Here is an 18536-nt window from a genome sequence, read left to right as displayed (position 1 = left end):
AGTTTTATGATGGTGGCAGTGATAGCACGGTTTGCATTAGTTGCTTATGTAACGGATGAGCCATCAGTGGTTCGGGATCGATCAGTTCCAGTCGGCCTTCCTGCTGGGGGGCGATGCGGTAGACACTGAGCTGATCGTCGACCTTGTTGAAGGCGCGCCAGCCGTCTTCCACCCGCAATACCGCCTTCAACCGGGCCACCTTCAGTGTGCGACAGAAGGTTTCGATGGCGGGTAAATCGAAACACACCTCGTCGAGAAAGCGCCAGCCGATGGAGTAATGATCCTGGCCGTGGTTGCTGTAGCGCCGCCAGGGCTGTTCCCTGCTGAGCCGGGGGCCGGTGCTGGCAATCAGCGGGCGGGCGGCATTGTTGGCGTGGGCTTGCGGGCTGGTCGCCCGCCGGTCGGGCTGGTGAGGGTGCTGCAGCCAGCGGTTATCCAGCTGGCCCCGAGTGACCGTCACCAGTTGCTGGGGCGGCTGGCGCTGGCCGATGTCGAGGCTGAGCGCCTCGAGTTGTGCCGGCTCACACAAGTCGGTCTTGTTGGCCACGATGATGTCGGCCAGGGCGAGCTGGTCCTGATAGGTGTCGTGCTGTTGATAGCGGTCATCGACCCACTGACGCGGGTCGACCACACAGAAGGCGGCGCCCAGCCGCAGCACGTTCTGGTAATGCTCGGCGGTCAGGGTGTCCAGAATGCGGCTGGGGTGGCCCAGCCCGCTGGGCTCGATGAAGAGCCGGTCCGGTCTGGCCTTGTGCAGCAGGGCGTTGAGTCCAATCTGAAAAGGCAGGCCGGATACGCAGCACAGGCAGCCGCCCGGTACTTCCTTGATCATGGCGCCCTGATCGGTCAGCAGGGCGCCGTCGATGCCGACTTCGCCGAATTCGTTGACCAGAATGGCCCAGCGCTCCTGTTCCGGCTTGTTGGCCAGCAGGTGGCGCAGCAGCGTGGTTTTGCCGGTGCCGAGAAAGCCCATGATGAGGTGGGTGGTAACGGGAGTGCTCATGAATCCGTCCGCAGAGAGTATTTTTGTTATCTTATAACATATTTTGCTGAGGTTTTATGATATCAGATCAGTCAGTGGCGATAACGACGCCTGGCCCGTTAAAAAGACCGGTAACTGACTTGCGTTGCTGAACGTTACCGGTCTTACCCGCATCTTGTTTTACACTATGGGGCCGACCATATGCTTGACTTCGAGGTAGGCGCTTAAGCCCCAGGGGCCCAGTTCGCGGCCAATACCGCTGCGCTTGAAGCCACCCCAGCTTGTTTCGGGCAAGACTAACTGGGGACTGTTATACCAGATAGTGCCAGCCTGCAGTTGCTTGCCGACTCGTCGGGCACGACCCGGATCACCGCTGATCACCGTGGCTGCCAGGCCAAAGTCGCTGTCGTTGGCCAAGGCGACGGCCTGCTCCTCGGTGGCAAAGCTGTGGCCGCAGAGCACGGGGCCAAAGATTTCTTCCTGCCACAGCCGGCTGGTGACGGGAACGTCCCGGTACAGGCTGGGTGCCAGAAAATAACCCTGCTTCGGCAGGGCCCGCTGGCGCCCGTCTCGTACGGCGCTTAGCCCTTCCCGATCGGCCTGGGTCAGGTAGCCGAGGACAGTGTCCCGCTGGCGGGCACAGGTCAGGGGACCCATGTCGATGTCGTCGGCCAGCGGGTTGCCCAGGCGCAGGGCATCGATGCGTTGCCCCAAAGCCTGGTAGAGGGCGTCGGCGAGAGACTCATGCACCAGTAGTCTGGAGGTCGCCGAGCAGATCTGTCCGGCATTGAAGTAGATGCCGGCCATCACATATTCAGCGGCCTCATTCACGTCCGCATCTGCCAGCACGAGAACAGGTGATTTACCGCCCAGCTCCAGCGATACACGCCTGCTGCCCGGGGCGGCAGCGGCCATGATGGTCTCTCCCACCCGGTTGCTGCCGGTAAATGATATTTTGTCGATACCCTTATGGGAGGACATGGGAGCTCCTATGCCCTCACCGTCGCCGAACAGGAGGTTGAATACCCCGGCAGGCAGCTCTGCCTCCGTGATGATGTCGGCCAAGACCTGTTCGGGCAAGGGGGTGACTTCGGAAGGCTTGAAGATCACGGTGCAGCCCGCTGCCAGCGCCGGTGCCAGTTTCCAGGCACTGGTCACCAATGGAAAGTTCCAGGGCGTGATCAGGCCGACGACTCCTACGGGATCCTGGTAGCTGTGAGCCTGCATGCCGGGCATGTCCAGCGTGACCGGCTGCCCCTGACGCCGATCCAGATCCCGGGCCTGACCCGCATAATAGCGATAGCAGGCGATGGCATCATCAAGATCCAGCCGGGCTTCTTCCAGGATTTTGCCATTGTTGATGGAGGACAGTCTGCTGAGCTCTTCTCGTCGTCGACTTAATCCATCGGCTATTTTTTCCAGATAACTGGCTCGTTCTGCTCCGTTTTTCTGGCTCCAATCGGCTAATGCATGACGAGCCGACTGAACGGCGGCCTCGACATCGGCCGGGTGTCCTGCGGTTATCTCGGCGATACGCTCCTCGGTATAGGGATTGATCACCACCAACTGTCGTTCGCCATGGCTTGGCTGCCAGCGATTACCAATAAACTGTTGTAATAAACGTTGCATCATAAAATCCTCACACAGCAAGCATTAATGCTGACGGGTAATCGCTTGTTGCCAGGCCGCGGCATCTACCTCGAGCAGCAGAGGGCCATCGGAGGGACGATCTGCCAGAGCCTGTGCTAATTCGGTCGGGCTGGTGACACGGCTCGCCTGGCAGCCGAAGCCGGAAGCCAGTTTCTGGAAATCGGGCGGTAAAATATCGACGCCGACTCGGCTGACACCATTGTTATCCATATAACGGCGTATTTCTTCGTAGCCATGGTTGTGCCAGAGCAGAATAACGACCGGCAGGCGCTCTTCCACTGCGGTTGCCAGCTCGCTCAGGGTAAACATGATGCCTCCGTCACCGACCAGTGCGACGACGGGCAATCCAGGAGTGGCCAGTGCGGCACCCAAGGCGGCTGGCAGCCCATAGCCCAGAGTTCCGTAACCGGTAGAGGCGTTGAAGTAGCGTCGTGGTGCTGGCTGAGAGACCAGGTGATTGGCGGCATAAACAGTGGCAGTAGAGTCTCCCACCAGAATGGCATCGGGCATGATCTCGCGCAGCGTATCAAACAAGGGAACGAAGGGGGAAAGCGCAGGGTCTTCGTGCAAGGCAAGCGCCGAGAGTGTCGAGCGAGTGCGATCGACGCCGCCTCGCTCAACATGCTCGGGGAAATGTTCGAGCAGCAGTTCTAAACTGCGGCCTGCATCGGCAACCAGGCCTAACGCCAGCGGTTGATTGCGAGCCAGCTGCTCTGGGTCAATATCGATACGGATCAGCTTACCATTCAGGTGAAAGCCGTCATCGAACACGACATCGTAGTCGGTTTCTCCCAGTTCGGTGCCGACGGCCAGTATCACATCCGCTTCCTGTGCCAATGCGCGCACTGCTGGCAAGGCGGCGTTGGCCCCCAGATCCAGTGGATGATCCCGGCCCAGAAGCCCTTTGGCATTGATAGTGGTCACCGTCGGGGCATCGAGTCGTTCTACGAGGTTCAATGCCGCTTCCGGTGCACTGACACAGCCTCCACCCAGCAAAATGAGGGGTTTCTTGGCGGTACGTAACCAGGCGGCAGCCATCGCCAGTCCTTCGGGATCCGGGGCCGGCCGGTACAGCATCGGTCGTGTCTGTTGTGTGGGCTCCGTGACTTGAGCGGCCAGCAGATCGATGGGAATTTCTATATGTACCGGGCCGGGGCGGGCACCGTGAAACAGGGCAAAAGCGCGGGCCAGCACGTCCGGCAGGGTATTGGCATCAAGCAGGGTGTGGCTGAAGCGTGCGACTCCGGACATCAGTTGTTGTTGGGAGGGCAGCTCGTGCAAGCGGCCCTGGCCCATCCCCAGGGTATCCAGCCGGCTGACGCTGGAAATGACCAGCATGGGAATGGAGTCGGCCAGCGCCTGGCCCATGGCGGTGGCGATATTGGTCATACCCGGGCCGGTGATGATAAAGCACACACCGGGCTGGCCGGTCGTACGGGCGTAACCATCGGCCATAAATCCAGCGCCCTGTTCGTGTCGCGGAGTCAGGTGTCGCAACCCGCTATCCTCCAGGCCTCGATACAGCTCTATGGTGTGAACCCCGGGAATACCGAACAGGGTGTTGACGCCATAGATATCGCGCAGCAGGCGCACCAGCAGTTCGGCACAGGTCATGATGTTGCTCCTTGAATGAATTGGTAGGGCGAGCGAGCAAAGATACGCTGCACCATGGGGATAAAGTAAGCCAGCTTATGACGGGAGTAGCTTTTGCCTTGTCCATAATTAACAATCTTACTTTTGGTATACATAGGTTCTCCTTTAGCCAGCTGTCGGCGGGCTGTATTCACCATTGCTGTACATAAATCAGCCCAATGCCGCCAATGAGGCTGGCATTGGGACGACCAGCCACCTAGAAAAAGAATACATGGGCCATCACGGCGATGATGGGCAGGGTCACCAGGGTACGTAGCACGAAAATAATCAGTAATTCCAAAAAGTTGAGCGGAATTTTGGACTTCAATAACAGCGCACCCACTTCCGACATATACACAAGTTGGGTCAGCGACAGGCAGGCCACCACGAAGCGGGTCAGCTCGCTGTCTATATCCTTAACCAGTACTGCGGGTAGAAACATGTCGGCAAAACCGACCAATGTTGCCGGTGCTGCCGCCGCGGCTTCAGGTAGCTGCAGCAACTCGAGCAGCGGGATCATAGGGTAGGATAACCAGACAAACAGCGGAGTGTATTCAGCCAGTATCAGAGACACGGTACCAATAGCGATGACTAGCGGCAGCAGGGCAAGGAAGATATCCATGACGTTGACTAACGCACTCTTGGCCAGTTTACCGGCATCGGGAGCCTTATCCGCACGGGCGACGGCCAATTCCAGACTGTAGCGAAACAGTCCTTTGTCACAAGGAGCCATTTCATCAATTTGGCAACCTACCGGCTCGTAATAAGTATTAGGCTTACGGGATAGAGGCGGCAGGCGAGGCACGATAATGGCGGCGGTGAGTCCGGCAACCACTACGGTGAGGTAGAACTGGATAAACATGTGATTCAGTCCGACAAAGGTCGTGATGAGCAGACTGAACGCGATGGAGGCCACCGAGAAGTTGGTGGCAATGACTGCCGCTTCACGCCGGTTATAGAAGCCCTGTTCATATTGCTGTGCGGTGATCAGCACCCCAACCGTCCCCGAGCCAAGCCAGGAGGCGGTCGCATCGATGGCGCTACGCCCAGGCAAACGGAAAATAAAGCGGAAGGGTTTACTCACCAGGGCACCGATGAACTCCATAAAGCCGAAATCGACCAAAAAGGGCAGCAGTAAGGCGGCAAAGAAAAAGAACGTCAGTAATACGGGCGCCAAATCCTGCAACATCACGCCGCCGGTGTTGCGGCTCCAGATGAACTCCGGGCCGAACTGGTACAGGGTAAGAAGACCGAAGAGGGCACCCAGTACCCGTATCATGAACCAGACGGGAGCGACATCAAACATATCGTGCCAGACTCCTTCTCTGGACCAGCCCGGCCTGACTATCTTGACCAAGGCCGTCAGTACGACAGACAGGCACAATATGGCAACGGTAATGGCTGGCAGGGTTGCGCCAAGCAGGGTCTTGAGCTCCTCTGCCATCATCCCCAGACCGATAGTGACCTGATCATCCAGACTAATGGGAACCAGGAACATACCTATGCCCAGCAGCGAGGGTAGTAAGAACTTCAGCAGTCTCTTCCAGCCTAATGATTGACCGGTCGTTTTTGCCTGTGTTGCGGTGGCTTCCAGAGAAGAAGACATGGGAGTACACTCCATTGTTTATTTAATGAGCATTCAGTGCGTCAGTATCCGTTACTTTCGTTGCACACCAGGCAACACGCACAGCATTTCATAGAGCAGGTTGGCGGCGAGCAGGGCGGTATTACCACTGGTATCGTAAGGAGGAGAGACTTCTACGAGATCCCCACCAACGATATCCAGCCCCCAGGCGCCACGAATAATCTCCAGTGCTTGCGGTACGGTCAGGCCGGCAATTTCAACGGTGCCGGTGCCTGGCGCGTAGGCGGGATCAATGCCATCGATATCGAAGCTGATATAAACGGGGCCGCCACCAATTTTTTCGCGTACCTCTGCCATTAATGACACCAGAGAGGTGTTCCAGCATTCCTCGGCGGGAACGACCCGAAAACCCTGCTCCCGGCTCCAGTCGAAGTCATCAGCGGCATAGCCGGTGCCACGCAGACCAATTTGTACCACCCGATCACAATCGAGTAGTCCCTCTTCCACCGCCCGCCGAAACGGAGTGCCGTGAGCTATCTTTTCACCAAACATATGCTCGTTGATATCGGCATGAGCATCCACATGGATCAGACCTATCGGGCCGTACTTCTTGCGCATGGCACGTAGTATGGGCAGAGCTATGGTGTGATCGCCTCCTAACGTCAGTGGGCGACAGTCGTGCTCGAGTACTTCATCATAAAAAGATTCAATAATGGTCATGCTTTTTTGCAGGTTGAAGGTATTAATCGGAACATCGCCGATATCTGCTACCTGCAGACTATTAAAGGGAGCAGCGCGGGTTGCCATGTTATAGGGGCGCAGCATTCGGGACTCGTCACGGATTTGGCGAGGGGCTAAACGGGCTCCAGGGCGATTCGAGGTGCCGATGTCGAAGGGGACACCGATAAAGGCAGCATCAAGTCCGGCCGCGGTCTCTTGAGTAGGGAGTCGCATCATGGTGGCAGGGCCACCGAAGCGGGGCATTTCGTTACCACCCAGAGGCTGGTTAAAGGTGTTCGGCACTGTGTTCATGTTTCTCTCCTGTAAATCACTGTCGAGTAGTGAGATAAATTTTCAAATGACTCATATTGAAAAGCAGTTATCGTGCCAATGTTAATTTATTGAAAAATATGTGTTTTTAAATTTTATGATGCAATGGTGTATCAATTATGGGGAGGGGGTGATTCAATAATGCATCATGATTCTTTTTTGTATCGCCAGTGAGTAAGGAAACGGGATGTCGGATATAGATACCAAGGTGCTCGATACCATTATCGACATAGCCTACGATCACCTGTTTCTGACCGATGCCGCAGGGCGTGTTCTGAAGGTGAGCCCTGGTAGTGCAGCCGTTTATGGCATGAGTCAGGATGAGCTTTGTGCCAGCACGGCGCAGGAGCTGGAGCAGAGGGGGGTTTTGTCACCTTCGGTGACACTGGAAGTAATCCGCACCGGTCAGCCAGCCCAGGTCATGCAGAATACGAGCACCGGGCGGCGAGTCATCGCAGAGGGCTACCCTGTTTACTGGAATGGCAAACTGACCTATGTCGTCAGTCGCTCTCGGGATCTCACCGATCTGCAGCTGCTACAGGATGAATATGCCTTGCTGCAACAGCGCTTCAGCGAGCATCTGAAGCGGGGAGGGACTCCCTTGCTGGATGATGTTCTGGAGTTGGATAACCTGGAGGTGCGTAGCAGTCTGCTGCGTGAAGTGGTGATGCTGCTCAAGCGAGTAGCCTCAACAGACGCAACCGTCATGATGTTGGGTGAATCTGGGGTGGGTAAAACGGCTTTCGCTCATCAGTTGCATCGTTGGAGTCAACGTAATCAGGCACCCTTTATCGATGTTAACTGTGGAGCCATTCCGGAGACATTGTTTGAGTCGGAAATGTTCGGTTATCAGCCCGGTGCCTTCAGCGGTGCGGCTCGTCAGGGCAAGGCGGGGATTCTGGAGCAAGCTCAGGGAGGCACCTTGTTCCTCGATGAAATCGGTGAGCTGCCCCTGGCCATGCAGACCAAGCTGCTCAAGGTAATTCAGGATGGGAGTATCACCCGTTTGGGTGATACGCGTTCCAGACGGGTGGACTTTCGTTTGGTGGTGGCCACCAACAGAGACCTGGCTCAGCAGGTAGAGGAGGGTTCCTTTCGTCTGGATCTCTACTACCGGCTCAATGTCATTCCGGTGACCATTCCTCCGTTACGTGAACGGCGTGAAGATATTCCCAGCCTGGTCGAGCTGCAACTCACCAGATTGAACCAGCGTTATGGGAGCCAAAAAATATTGCACCCCAGTGTCTGGCCTGAGCTGATGAACCATGACTGGCCCGGTAATGTGAGAGAGCTGGAAAACTGGATGGAGCGATCCTGGCTATCAACACCTGGCGATCAGATTGGTGCCAGTGATGCCGAGGTGCAGTTAACAGCAGGCTATCCCTCTGCCGGGCTGACAGATGACGAATGTGCCAGACGTCTTGCTCCGGGCCAAAGCCTGAAGGCCGCCCTGGAGAGTTACGAGCGAGATATTCTGACCGCACTGTGCCAACAGTTACCCAGCACTTATGCGCTGGCCGAACGTTTGTCTATCAGCCAGCCCAGTGTGGTCCGTAAACTACAAAAATATGGCCTGTGTATCACTCGTCGGGTATCTGACTAGATGAGGCCTTCAAGCGTTTTGGCATGAGAGCTGCTCCACCATCCAGACCCTGAATCGGCGGAACAGCATCTCTTAGACGGACTTACCGAGGTCTGTTTTAAGGCTGGATCACTACCCGCCCCTTGAGCTTGCCGGTCAGCATGTCCTGGGCGGCCTCTATGGTCTGCTCCAGGGTGAATACCTGGGCCTGGTCTTCAAAGTCCAGCGGCAGGCTGTCCTGCAGTCGTTGCCAGGCCTCGATGCGTTTCTCTTTCGGCATATAGACGGAATTGATGCCGAGCAGCTGCACGCCCCGCAGGATGAAGGGCATCACTGTGGTGTTGAGGGCAACGCCACCGGCCAGGCCGCAGGCGGCCACGGCACCGTCCATTTTGGTCTGGCTGAGGATCCTGGCCAGGGTGCGGCCGCCGACCGAGTCGATGGCACCGGCCCAGTGCTGGGATTCCAGGGCCGCCGGCTCTTTATCGAGTTCGGCTCTATCGACGATGGCGCTGGCCCCGAGTTCGCGCAGCCAGTCGCCATGCTGGGGGCGGCCGGTGGCGGCATGCACTTCGAAGCCCGCCCTGGCCAGCAGCCGTATCGCCACCGAACCCACACCACCGGTGGCACCGGTGACCAGCACCGGGCCCTGCTCCGGCTTTACGCCGGCGTGCTCCAGTGCCATCAGGCTGAGCATGGCGGTAAAGCCGGCGGTGCCGATGGCCATGGCGCGCTTGGCACTCATGCCCGCCGGCAGCGGGATCAGCCAGTCGCCCTTGGCGCTGGCTTTTTCCGCCAGACCGCCCCAGTACTGCTCGCCCACGCCCCAGCCGGTGAGGATGACCTCATCGCCGATACGGTGGTCGGGATGATCCGAGGCCAGCACGGTGCCGGCATAGTCGATGCCGGGTACCATGGGCCATTGACGCACTATCTTGCCCTTGCCGGTGATGGCCAGGGCGTCCTTGTAGTTGAGAGTGGAATAGTCGACCTTGATCAGCACGTCACCGGTGGTGAGCTGATTTTCGTTGAGGCGTTGCAGGCCGGCGAGGGTTTTTTTACCTGCTTCTTCTAGCAACAGAGCTTTGAACATCTCTTTTCTCCTTCATGAGCACGGTTTCCGCAGCCCAGTCTAGGGCGATGGTTGCGGAAAGCCATGATGGAATGTGTCAAATGTCGATTTTGTGAGCCCGGCGTCATCGGCCTCGCACGGCAGCGGCGGGCTTTATCCAGGCTTCGTTGAGCCAGAGAGAGGCGATTAGAATGACTCCGCCCAGGCCAAGACGCAACAGATCGGCCTCCCGGTTCCAGATCAGCAGGTTGACCAGCAGACCGGCAGGCACCAGGGCGTTGTTCATGATGGCGAGGGCGCCGGCATTGACCAGAGTCGCGCCCTTGTTCCACAGAAAATAACCCAGGCCGGAGGCGCCCAGGCCCAGCCACAGCAGTATGCCCCACTGCACATTGGTCGTGGGATACTTGTCGCCGCCGAGCAGCAGCCAGGCGGGCACCACCACCGCCAGCGCCCCCAGGTAGAAATAGCCGAACAACCGGTGCTGGGGCGGGTGAGCGGGATAGCGCTCCATCAGTACCTTGTAACCCACCTGACCCAGGGCAAAGCAGAGGTTGGCGCCCTGCACCACCGCAAAGCCGAGCAGATAATTGCTGGTGATGCCGTCGAAGCGGATCACCAGGGCACCGAGCACCGCCAGGGCGGCGGTCAGCAGATAGCCGGGGTTGAAACGGCGGTGCAGCAGGTCGTAGATCAGGGTGACGTAGACCGGCGTGAGCACGGTGAAGATCAATACTTCCGGCACACTGAGCAGCAGAAACGACTGATAATAAAACAGATACATGCAGCCCAGTTGCAGGGCACCGCAGGCCATCAGCCCCAGGGCCAGTCGGGGCGGCTGACGCCAGGACATCAGCGGCATGAACAGCAGGGTGGCCAGCAGGATGCGGCTGAGCACCGAAAAGTAGCTGTCGACGGTGCCGGCCAGATAGACGCCGATCAGACTGAAGGAAAAGGCCCACAACAGGGTCACGGATACCAGATAAGACATGCTTGAAACTTCGATATTGGTCAGGACGGGGCGTCATGATGGCGTAAAGTGCTGGGGTAATCCAGAATGCGGGACATAAAAAAAGCCGGCGCAATGCACCGGCCTGGGACCAACATCAGGTTTGTCATAAAGGAGAGAATGACGTCCCTAAACAAGGTGGTTCAACACCACACGCAGAACTTCTGGGCCTTGGCCCGCAATAGGTTGTCAGCGTGGTTAATCCACGCCACCGAGTCTTGAATATTCCGTTTGTACCGCGCTGGCCGGCTTACCTCGAATAACCCGACCGCGACGATAGACAGGTAGTACCCCCCATGATGCCACCGTGCCCAGAACCTTGTTCGACTCGGCGGCAGGATGAAATACCATCACCACGCCGACGATAAACTTGTTTGAGGGCGCTATTCTATGGTCAGATCGTGTATGTCAAAAATGAATTATCATCATAAAACCATGGTGAATATCGATGGATAACCTTTATCAGCGACTGGATCTGAACCTGCTGCGGGTGTTCGATGTGTTGATGCAAAGCCGCAACGTGACCCGGGCCGCCGAACAGCTGAACCTGTCCCAGTCTACGGTGAGCCATGCACTGGCCCGGTTGCGACAGTCGCTGGATGATCCCCTGTTCGTGATGACCCGCAAGGAAATGCGGCCCACCCACCGGGCGCAGGCGCTGGCGACGCCGGTGCGTCAGGCGTTGATGCTGCTGGAGCAGGGGGTGCGGCAGTCGGCGGTGTTTGACCCGGCGTTATCGGAACGCACCTTTCGGCTGGCCGTGCCTTCTTCCATCGAACATGCAGCGGTGCCGGAGCTGGTCGAGCTGCTGCATCACCGGGCCCCGGGGTGTCGGCTGGCCGTGACCGAACTGGTGCATTCAGACTACGAAGACAGCCTGTCCGGCGGTGGACTGGATCTGGTGGTGGCGTTTGCCGATGGCGATCATCTGTCGCCCCGTTTGCGGGTCGAGCCCTGGTTCGATAATCCCATGGTGTGTCTGTCATCCCGGGATAGCGGGTTGCCGGAGCGGCTCTCTGCCGAGCGGCTGGTCGGCTGGAGCCATGTGTCTACCTCGACCTGGGGCCACAATCAGACCCTGATAGAAAGCTGGCTGAAGAAAAAGGGGCTGCAACGGCATATTGCGGTATGGGTGCCGAGCTTCGAGGCCCTGCCCAGGCTGCTGGCTACCGGTCGTTACCTAGCGATGGTGCCCGAATTGATTGCGCGGGATTTTTGTCACTATTATTCGTTGCAGCAACATCGACTGAGTGAGCCCTTGCACAGTACCTATGTGCTGGCGCAACATCCGCTGACCGAGTTTGATCCGGCGTTGCTCTGGCTTCGTCAGTTGCTGGCAGAGATGGGCGACCGGTTGCGCCAGTCGCCCTGAAGATCAGTTTTTGGGCAGGGGAACCACCAGCATATCGCAGGGCACCGTGTTCATCAGCTGACGGGCCGAGGAAGTGAGCAGGCTCCAGAAGCTTTGCTCATGACCACAAACCAGCAAATCGACTTCATGCTGGTCGACCGCTTCGTTCACCTTCAGTGCCAGATCGCCGCAGATAACCAGTTTTTTCTCGATCGGATAGTTAATCTCGCTCAGATACTCTTCCAGCCGCTGCTTGGCATCGGCCACCACCTGATCCTGGATATTGTCGATGTCGATATCGATCATTTCGGTGTAGAGGTCCTTGAGATCCACATCCACGTGGATCACCGACAGCTTGGCGTTGTTGGCTCTGGCTCGGTCCACCGCCTTGGCGATGACCTTGCGGTTTTTCTCGGTCATGTCGACCGCCGCCAGTATGTGTTTATACTGATAGGGTTCTGTCATGGCACCTCTCCTTTTTTATAAGTCTATCAATCCATTAGCAGATAAACTGTGAGCTGGGTGGAAACTTCGCACCCCCCGCAGCATAGGCCAGATACCGGTGCCGCGACAAGCAGAACCGTTGCACCGGGAGCACACTATTGCTCCCGGTTTTGCAGCAATGCCTTGAGCGAACGGATTTCTTCGCGCAGTGACGATACCTCCTGCTGCAAACTGGTCAGTTGCAGGGCCACTTCCCGCTGGCTTTTTTCCTCACTGGCCTGGAGCTCTCGTTCCGACGTTTCCAGTTTCTCGGTTTTCGGATTCAGCAGCGAGGAGGCCACCACGCCCGAGATACCGGCAAACAGGGACACCCCGGTGAAAATCACCACGGCGGAGATGATCCGCCCGGCGGTGGTGACCGGATAGTAGTCGCCGTAGCCGACGGTGGAGATGGTGACCAGCGTCCACCAGATGGCGTCTTCGGCGGTGTTGATGTTGGAGCCTTCGCTGCCGGCTTCGGTCATCAGTATGGCGATGGCGCTGCCACTCAGTACCACCACCAGGATCAGCAGCATGGATGCCAGCACGGTGTTGCCGCTGTTCTGTACCAGATGCCTGATCACCTGATTGGCGACCCGCAGCATCCGCAACACCCGTACGACCTGAAAAATCCGGCCGTAGCGCAGGATGTCCACGGCGGGAATGGAGGCGACAAAATCAATCCAGTGGATCCGCAGGAAGCGTCCCTTGTCATGAGACCGCAGCAGGCTGTAGAAGAAGTGACTGAGCAGGATCAGGCAAATCACGGTATCGACATAAAGCAGCAGCTCTTTTTCCGCCTCGTTGAAGGGGCCGAACTGGTGCAGCACCACGGCAATCACCGAGATGATGGACAAGACCATCATCACCAGTTCGATGGCGCTGGGGGGAATGATGCGTAAGGGTGTTTTCACGGGCTCTCCTGTCCGTTGTTCAGGCGTGGTGGTGAAACCAGCCACGGATGTCCGGTCAGCGCCGGCTGGCCAGCAGCAGGTAGCGGCGCGGGGTATGGGCCTGGGCGGTAAAGGTGCCCAGGGTGACCTCATAACCCTGTTCTTCAAGGTACAGGGCCCTATCCTGCAGCAGCCACAATTCCAGCAGGTAGCGGTAACGGTGACGGACCAGCTCGATGCGTTTCACCAGCAGGCGGCGCGCGTCGGCACGTTGCAGCCAGTGCTCGCCGTCGAGGTTGTCCGGCGCGGGCAGCGACTTTTGCGCACAGGCCCAGCGCGCGAAGTCGGCGAAGTCACCGCTCAGCCGTTGCTTGGCAAAACTGGGCAGGGGCAGATACTGGTCACAGCCTCTGAGTTCCCGTTGCAGCTCGTCAAAGGCCAGCCGCCAGCTCAGCTCGATGTGGCGCAGGCGGCGTACCCGTTCGCCGCCGGTGACCTGCTGTTGCAGCGGCAGCCGCAAATCGTGGCGACTGAGCTGCAGATCCTGCCGCCGACCGGCCGCCGACAGCGGACGATAATGCTCGCCGTCAATCAGATGATAGCAGCAGGGCGAGAGGGCCAGCTGACGGGTGCCGGCGGCGGCGGCATGACGCAGAAAGCGCAGGTGCAGCTCGCCGCAGGCATGCAGCGCCAGCGCCTGCTGTTCGGGCCGGAACAGGCTGGCGGCATCGGTACTCAGGGCATCGGCACAGACAAAGTGATGCTCGAGCTGCAACTGGCTGGCGACCTGCTCGCCCTGCTGGCACAGCTCGGCATCCCATTCCAGGCTGGTAACCGAGGGCGCCCCCTGCTGGGCCAGCAGACGACCGAGATGACCCTTGCCGGCGCACCATTCCAGTATCGGGTGCTCTGCCGGTATATTGGCGGCAAAATCCTTGATCTGTGCCCATTTTCGACCGGGAATGCCGCTGCTCCAGCGCGGCGTGGCGTAGTCGGCGGATCGCTGGAGCTCGGGCGGATGAACACGATGGGCGGCGACGGTATCGGGTCGCAGCGGCGCCAAAAAGGCCAGCGCGGCCTCTTCGTCTTCATCCAGGGCATCCAGTTGGGCTTCATCCAGCGCCTCCAGCGCCGGTGCCAGCTCGGGCCAGGGCAGTTCACGGCAGGCAAAGGGAATGCGCTGCCAGTCGCCACGGGTGCGATGCAGCAGGGTGCTTAGCTGTTGAAATTGGGTGGCAAGGTCGCTCATGGCCCGGATTATAACCCTGTCGCCGGTGTCGGCATAGCCGGGCGGCGGCGCGACCGCTAGAATAGCGCCTTTGCCGTAACCAAGAGTGTGGAGTGCCATGAAAGCCTGGGATGTGATTGTGATCGGTGCCGGAGCCGCCGGCCTGATGTGTGCCGCCGAGGCGGGCAAGCGTGGCCGCAAGGTGTTGCTGCTGGACCACGGCAAGCGCATCGGTCGCAAGATCCTGATGTCGGGCGGGGGGCGCTGCAACTTCACCAACTACTTCGTGGAACCGGCGGCCTATCTGTGCGGCAACCCTCACTTTGTGAAGTCGGCGCTGGCCCGCTACACCCAGTGGGATTTTATCGCCCTGGTGGAAAAGCACGGTATCGCCTATCACGAAAAGACCCTGGGTCAGCTGTTCTGCGACGACTCGGCGCAGGATATCGTCGATATGCTGGTCAAGGAGTGCGAAGACGCCGGCGTGACCATTCGGCTGCGTGCCGAGATCCTTCAGGTCGATCGACTGGGCGAAGGCTTCATGGTGGCCACGGCGGGCGACGAAGTCAGTTGCCAGTCGCTGGTGGTGGCCAGTGGCGGCCTGTCGATGCCCAAGATTGGTGCCTCGCCCTTCGGTTACAAACTGGCAGAGCAGTTCGGACTCAGAGTGCTGCCCACTCGCGCCGGTCTGGTGCCATTTACCCTGCAACCGGAAGACAAGGCCACCCTGGAGCCGCTGGCCGGCGTTTCCCTGCCGGTGGTGGCCGAAAGCGAAGACGGCACCCGCTTTGCCGAAAGCCTGCTGTTTACCCACCGAGGGGTGTCCGGCCCCTCTGTGCTGCAGATTTCATCCTACTGGCAGGCGGGTGAGCAGGTTCACTTCGAGCTGTTGCCTGCCGGTCGGCTGGCGCAGGGCGTGGCCGACAGCCCCAATCAGGAGTTGAAAACCTGGCTGGGTCGCTACCTGCCCAAACGGCTGGTGGAAACCCTGCTGGAGCGAGAGAAAATCACCAGCAAGCCGCTCAAGCAGTATGTGCCGAAAGAGCTGGCGGCCATCGAGCAGTTGTTGTCCGCCTGGCCGCTGAAACCCGGCGGCACCGAGGGCTACCGCACCGCCGAGGTGACCCTGGGCGGCGTGGACACCAATGAGCTGTCGTCCAAGACCATGATGGCCAACAAGGTGCCCAACCTCTACTTCATCGGCGAGGTGGTGGACGTCACCGGCTGGTTGGGGGGCTACAACTTCCAGTGGGCCTGGAGCGCCGGCTGGTGCGCGGGGCAGGTGGTTTAAATGTGCAGTGACAATAAAGTACAGGTAACTAAAAGTTAGACTGAAAAGTGGCGTTGTTTCCTAAATCGGGGAACTATCCGCTTCTCTCGTGATCCGACCTCCTGACGAACGGACTCAGGAGCCGACAGATGGGCAAGGCACGACACAACATCAGTAACTGGCGGCAGAACAACCGGGCCTTGAGCAATCGCGGCTCACTCACCTTCTGGGTGGATGAACAGGCTATCAAGCAGTGGCATTGTCATGAGCACCATGGCCGTCGGGGCCGTGGTTTCCACTATAGCGATAGCGCCATTGAAACGGCGCTGATGCTCAAAGCTTTCTTCGGCTTGCCGTTGCGGGCCTTGGAAGGGTTTATTAATTCCATTTTTCAGCTGATGGATGTGCCGCTGACCTCGCCGGGATACAGCAGCATCTGCAAACGAGCCAAGACCGTGGACGTGAAGTACCGCTTGCCGAGTAAAGGCGCAGTTACTCACCTGGTCATCGATGCCACCGGACTAAAAGTTTTCGGTGAAGGTGAATGGAAACAACGCAAACATGGCAAGAGTCAATGCCGGGTCTGGCGTAAGTTACACCTTGCGGTCGATGGCGCTTACGATACCAGAGAGTGCCATCAGTTACTGCTCAGAAAAGGTTGTATCGCGACCATCCCACCCCGAAAGAATGCCGGCTATTGGGACGAAGGGCATCCGAGGAATGAGGCTGTCACTGCGCTGAAATCCTGGCTGGTGTTAAGTTCATGAACAAAATCATAGGACTTGGTATGCCCATTCGTCAGCCAGTCAGTTAAGGGCATCAAGCCCTGTAGGGACGGGCTGTCCCGGCCCCGATTTGATCATAGATGGTCGCCCCCGTATGCCAAGCTAACAATACCATGTTGACATACAGGTCTTCGATTGCCGCCATAGATCCGGACTGTTCCGAGGTGATGCTGCTACCTCTGTCCCTGATGAAATGCGCTGATGGGGGCCTCTATCAACAACACGCTCTTGCAAGAGCCAAGATCATTAACTATCTATTTAGCCCAAAATGAGCAAGAGCTTGCTCTGCCACTTCAATGCCGTATTCTTGAACAAAGTGGCCAGCTTCGGCTATTTTCATTGGCTCAGGGCAGCCTTTAATCACACTTCGTAGTGCCATCATCGCAGGCTCGCCCAATACCACATCTTTCATTCCGATTGCCATAAAGCTGTCACCCTCCCAGGTGTTCGACCAGTACTCGATAGCGCGAAGGCCATATCTAACGGCATCATCGTTTGTGTCGGTTGGGATCATTTTAGGAAACTTCCTTACACCTGCTTTGTAGCTGTTATCAGGAAACGGAGCATCATAGGCGACCACATCCATAGGGTTTACTGCTGCGCCAGCATCACAGGCAAATAAACCACCGACCGGGATTTCTGGCACAGTGGTGCAAAAGCCAATCCACTGTTTTGCGGCTTCGGTTAGCGGCTCTCCGGTTGCAATACCGGTATTCATAACGATGAGTTTTTTGAACCTGTCTTGCATATCCATCGGCAGGGTCAGCCCTAGAAAACCACCCCAATCCTGGCACACCAATACCACATTCTTGAGATCCAAATGCTCAATCAATTTAATTAGGCTGTTTCTGTGGAATTCAAAATTGTAAACAGATTCGTCAACAGGCTTGTCTGAACGGCCAAATCCAAACAGATCTGGTGCAATGACACGGTGCCCTGCTCCAGTGAAAACAGGGATCATCTTACGGTAGAGGTAACTCCATGAAGCTCGCCGTGCAAACAAAGAAATGTGTACTCAGCCGACTTGTCTCCCTCATCAATATACGCCATACGCAGCGATTCATAACCGCTTAGATCATCAACATAATTAGGTTGATAAGGAAACGCTGGTAATACTGAAAAACGTTCTTCTGGCGTTCTTAGTGCTTTAATCGTCATTATTTTTTCCTATAAATTGGTTGGTATTCATGAAGACGTCTGCACGATCACCGACATTTCATAGTGATCGCTACAATTTCAGTAAGCGAATTTTGTATCGATCGATAAGGAAAGTCAATAACGAAATTGACATTTCTTATCGATTGCTACAGAATATGCATCAATAATGACATTTCAGGTAGGAGTACCATCGGTAATGGCCGGAAGAAAAAGATCGTTTGACAGAGATATCGCACTCGATAAAGCAATGCGCCTATTTTGGAACAACGGCTTTGCAGCGACATCTGTCTCGCATCTAACCTCAGAGCTTGGGATCAATACGCCTAGCTTGTATGCCGCTTTTGGTAATAAAGAGCAGCTGTTCAAAGAAGTGATCGCGCACTACATCGCAAAACACACTGAACCGTGTTATCGGCATATCACTGAGCCTTCTGACCTCCCTTTCGTAGAAAAGCTACGAGTGTGTTTTTATGAACTGATTCAAGAGTTTTCAGATGCTGATACTCCGCTAGGATGCTTATTAGTAAAAAGCGTGAATGAATCTGACAGCGTAGCCTTTCCTGAAGAAGCAACGGCATACATCAAACAATTTGGGTTTAAAACCCTACAGATGATCACTACCTTGATTGAATCTGAGGGGGTCATAACCGAGTCTGCGACGGCAGAACTGCAGGCAAAGTACCTATTGTCGGTTCTTTATGGCCTTTCTACTCAGGTTCGGGCGGGAGAGTCACGACAGGTTGCAGAATCAATCATGGACTATGCACTCAATTCGATACCGACTCGCAGCGGTCAGTAATACAGCC

The 18536-nt window shown here is 57.1% G+C and carries 17 protein-coding genes and 1 pseudogene; 5 read left to right on the top strand and 13 right to left on the bottom strand.

Annotation, left to right across the window (positions count from 1 at the left end; genetic code table 11):
- Nucleotides 1–4 precede the first annotated feature (4 nt).
- The 6 genes from BFR47_RS06555 to speB all read right to left on the bottom strand — a co-directional run bounded on the left by BFR47_RS06555 (nt 5) and on the right by speB (nt 6881).
- Nucleotides 5–1003, bottom strand: coding sequence for a CobW family GTP-binding protein (locus tag BFR47_RS06555; RefSeq protein WP_071472325.1), 999 nt, complete (start codon nt 1001–1003; stop codon nt 5–7).
- A gap of 159 nt (nt 1004–1162) precedes the next feature.
- Nucleotides 1163–2611: an aldehyde dehydrogenase family protein gene (locus BFR47_RS06550; protein ID WP_071472324.1), complete on the bottom strand. Its 1449-nt coding sequence runs from the start codon at nt 2609–2611 to the stop codon at nt 1163–1165.
- A 24-nt stretch (nt 2612–2635) separates the two neighbouring features.
- On the bottom strand, nt 2636–4246 hold the full coding sequence (locus BFR47_RS06545; protein WP_071472323.1) for a 5-guanidino-2-oxopentanoate decarboxylase: 1611 nt from the start codon (nt 4244–4246) through the stop codon (nt 2636–2638).
- Nucleotides 4243–4380, bottom strand: coding sequence for a hypothetical protein (locus BFR47_RS17960; protein ID WP_175514070.1), 138 nt, complete (start codon nt 4378–4380; stop codon nt 4243–4245). The genes BFR47_RS06545 and BFR47_RS17960 overlap by 4 nt, the downstream gene beginning before the upstream one ends.
- Before the next feature lie 101 nt (nt 4381–4481).
- Nucleotides 4482–5870, bottom strand: a complete 1389-nt coding sequence (locus BFR47_RS06540; protein WP_083399036.1) for a YjiH family protein — start codon at nt 5868–5870, stop codon at nt 4482–4484.
- A gap of 51 nt (nt 5871–5921) precedes the next feature.
- Nucleotides 5922–6881 (bottom strand): agmatinase, encoded by a 960-nt coding sequence (speB, locus tag BFR47_RS06535; RefSeq protein ID WP_071472322.1) that lies wholly within the window; start codon nt 6879–6881, stop codon nt 5922–5924.
- Nucleotides 6882–7086: 205 nt separating this feature from the next.
- Here speB and BFR47_RS06530 point away from each other — a divergent pair, with 205 nt between their 5' ends.
- Nucleotides 7087–8502 (top strand): sigma-54 interaction domain-containing protein, encoded by a 1416-nt coding sequence (locus BFR47_RS06530; protein ID WP_071472321.1) that lies wholly within the window; start codon nt 7087–7089, stop codon nt 8500–8502.
- A 97-nt stretch (nt 8503–8599) separates the two neighbouring features.
- On the opposite strand, the gene acuI is transcribed toward BFR47_RS06530, so the two are convergent.
- Together acuI and BFR47_RS06520 are read right to left on the bottom strand one after the other, a co-directional pair.
- On the bottom strand, nt 8600–9574 hold the full coding sequence (gene acuI / locus BFR47_RS06525) for an acrylyl-CoA reductase (NADPH) (protein WP_071472320.1): 975 nt from the start codon (nt 9572–9574) through the stop codon (nt 8600–8602).
- 103 nt (nt 9575–9677) lie between these two features.
- A complete protein-coding gene (locus BFR47_RS06520) occupies nt 9678–10544 on the bottom strand; it encodes a carboxylate/amino acid/amine transporter (RefSeq protein WP_071472319.1) in 867 nt (288 codons plus the stop codon).
- 466 nt (nt 10545–11010) lie between these two features.
- Between BFR47_RS06520 and BFR47_RS06515 the strand changes: the two genes are divergently transcribed.
- Complete coding sequence (locus BFR47_RS06515; protein WP_071472318.1) at nt 11011–11934, top strand: LysR family transcriptional regulator; 924 nt, start codon at nt 11011–11013, stop codon at nt 11932–11934.
- 3 nt (nt 11935–11937) lie between these two features.
- Here the strand turns inward: BFR47_RS06515 and BFR47_RS06510 are convergent, their stop codons facing one another.
- The 3 genes from BFR47_RS06510 to BFR47_RS06500 all read right to left on the bottom strand — a co-directional run bounded on the left by BFR47_RS06510 (nt 11938) and on the right by BFR47_RS06500 (nt 14637).
- A complete protein-coding gene (locus BFR47_RS06510) occupies nt 11938–12378 on the bottom strand; it encodes a universal stress protein (RefSeq protein ID WP_071472317.1) in 441 nt (146 codons plus the stop codon).
- 134 nt (nt 12379–12512) lie between these two features.
- Complete coding sequence (locus tag BFR47_RS06505; protein ID WP_083399035.1) at nt 12513–13310, bottom strand: ion transporter; 798 nt, start codon at nt 13308–13310, stop codon at nt 12513–12515.
- Nucleotides 13311–13365: 55 nt separating this feature from the next.
- Nucleotides 13366–14637: a methyltransferase gene (locus BFR47_RS06500; RefSeq protein ID WP_245748827.1), complete on the bottom strand. Its 1272-nt coding sequence runs from the start codon at nt 14635–14637 to the stop codon at nt 13366–13368.
- Here BFR47_RS06500 and BFR47_RS06495 point away from each other — a divergent pair.
- Nucleotides 14636–15808, top strand: a complete 1173-nt coding sequence (locus tag BFR47_RS06495) for a BaiN/RdsA family NAD(P)/FAD-dependent oxidoreductase (RefSeq protein ID WP_071472315.1) — start codon at nt 14636–14638, stop codon at nt 15806–15808. The two genes, BFR47_RS06500 and BFR47_RS06495, sit on opposite strands and share 2 nt — an antisense overlap.
- Nucleotides 15809–15936: 128 nt before the next feature.
- Nucleotides 15937–16601 (top strand): annotated as a pseudogene (locus BFR47_RS06490) (IS5 family transposase).
- Nucleotides 16602–16822: 221 nt separating this feature from the next.
- Here BFR47_RS06490 and BFR47_RS06485 read toward each other — a convergent pair.
- Together BFR47_RS06485 and BFR47_RS18140 are read right to left on the bottom strand one after the other, a co-directional pair.
- A complete protein-coding gene (locus BFR47_RS06485) occupies nt 16823–17533 on the bottom strand; it encodes an alpha/beta fold hydrolase (RefSeq protein ID WP_217645483.1) in 711 nt (236 codons plus the stop codon).
- Nucleotides 17530–17730, bottom strand: a complete 201-nt coding sequence (locus tag BFR47_RS18140) for a hypothetical protein (protein WP_217645482.1) — start codon at nt 17728–17730, stop codon at nt 17530–17532. The genes BFR47_RS06485 and BFR47_RS18140 overlap by 4 nt, the downstream gene beginning before the upstream one ends.
- Before the next feature lie 196 nt (nt 17731–17926).
- Here BFR47_RS18140 and BFR47_RS06480 point away from each other — a divergent pair, with 196 nt between their 5' ends.
- Nucleotides 17927–18529 carry a TetR/AcrR family transcriptional regulator gene (locus tag BFR47_RS06480; RefSeq protein ID WP_071472314.1) on the top strand — a complete coding sequence of 201 codons (603 nt, stop codon included), beginning with the start codon at nt 17927–17929 and terminating at the stop codon, nt 18527–18529.
- The last annotated feature ends 7 nt before the right edge of the window (nt 18530–18536 follow it).

The sequence above is a fragment of the Oceanisphaera psychrotolerans genome (assembly GCF_001870485.1).
GTDB lineage: Bacteria > Pseudomonadota > Gammaproteobacteria > Enterobacterales > Aeromonadaceae > Oceanimonas > Oceanimonas psychrotolerans.
Note: the sequence above shows the minus strand (reverse complement) of the source record. Positions and strands in the feature narration are given on the sequence as shown.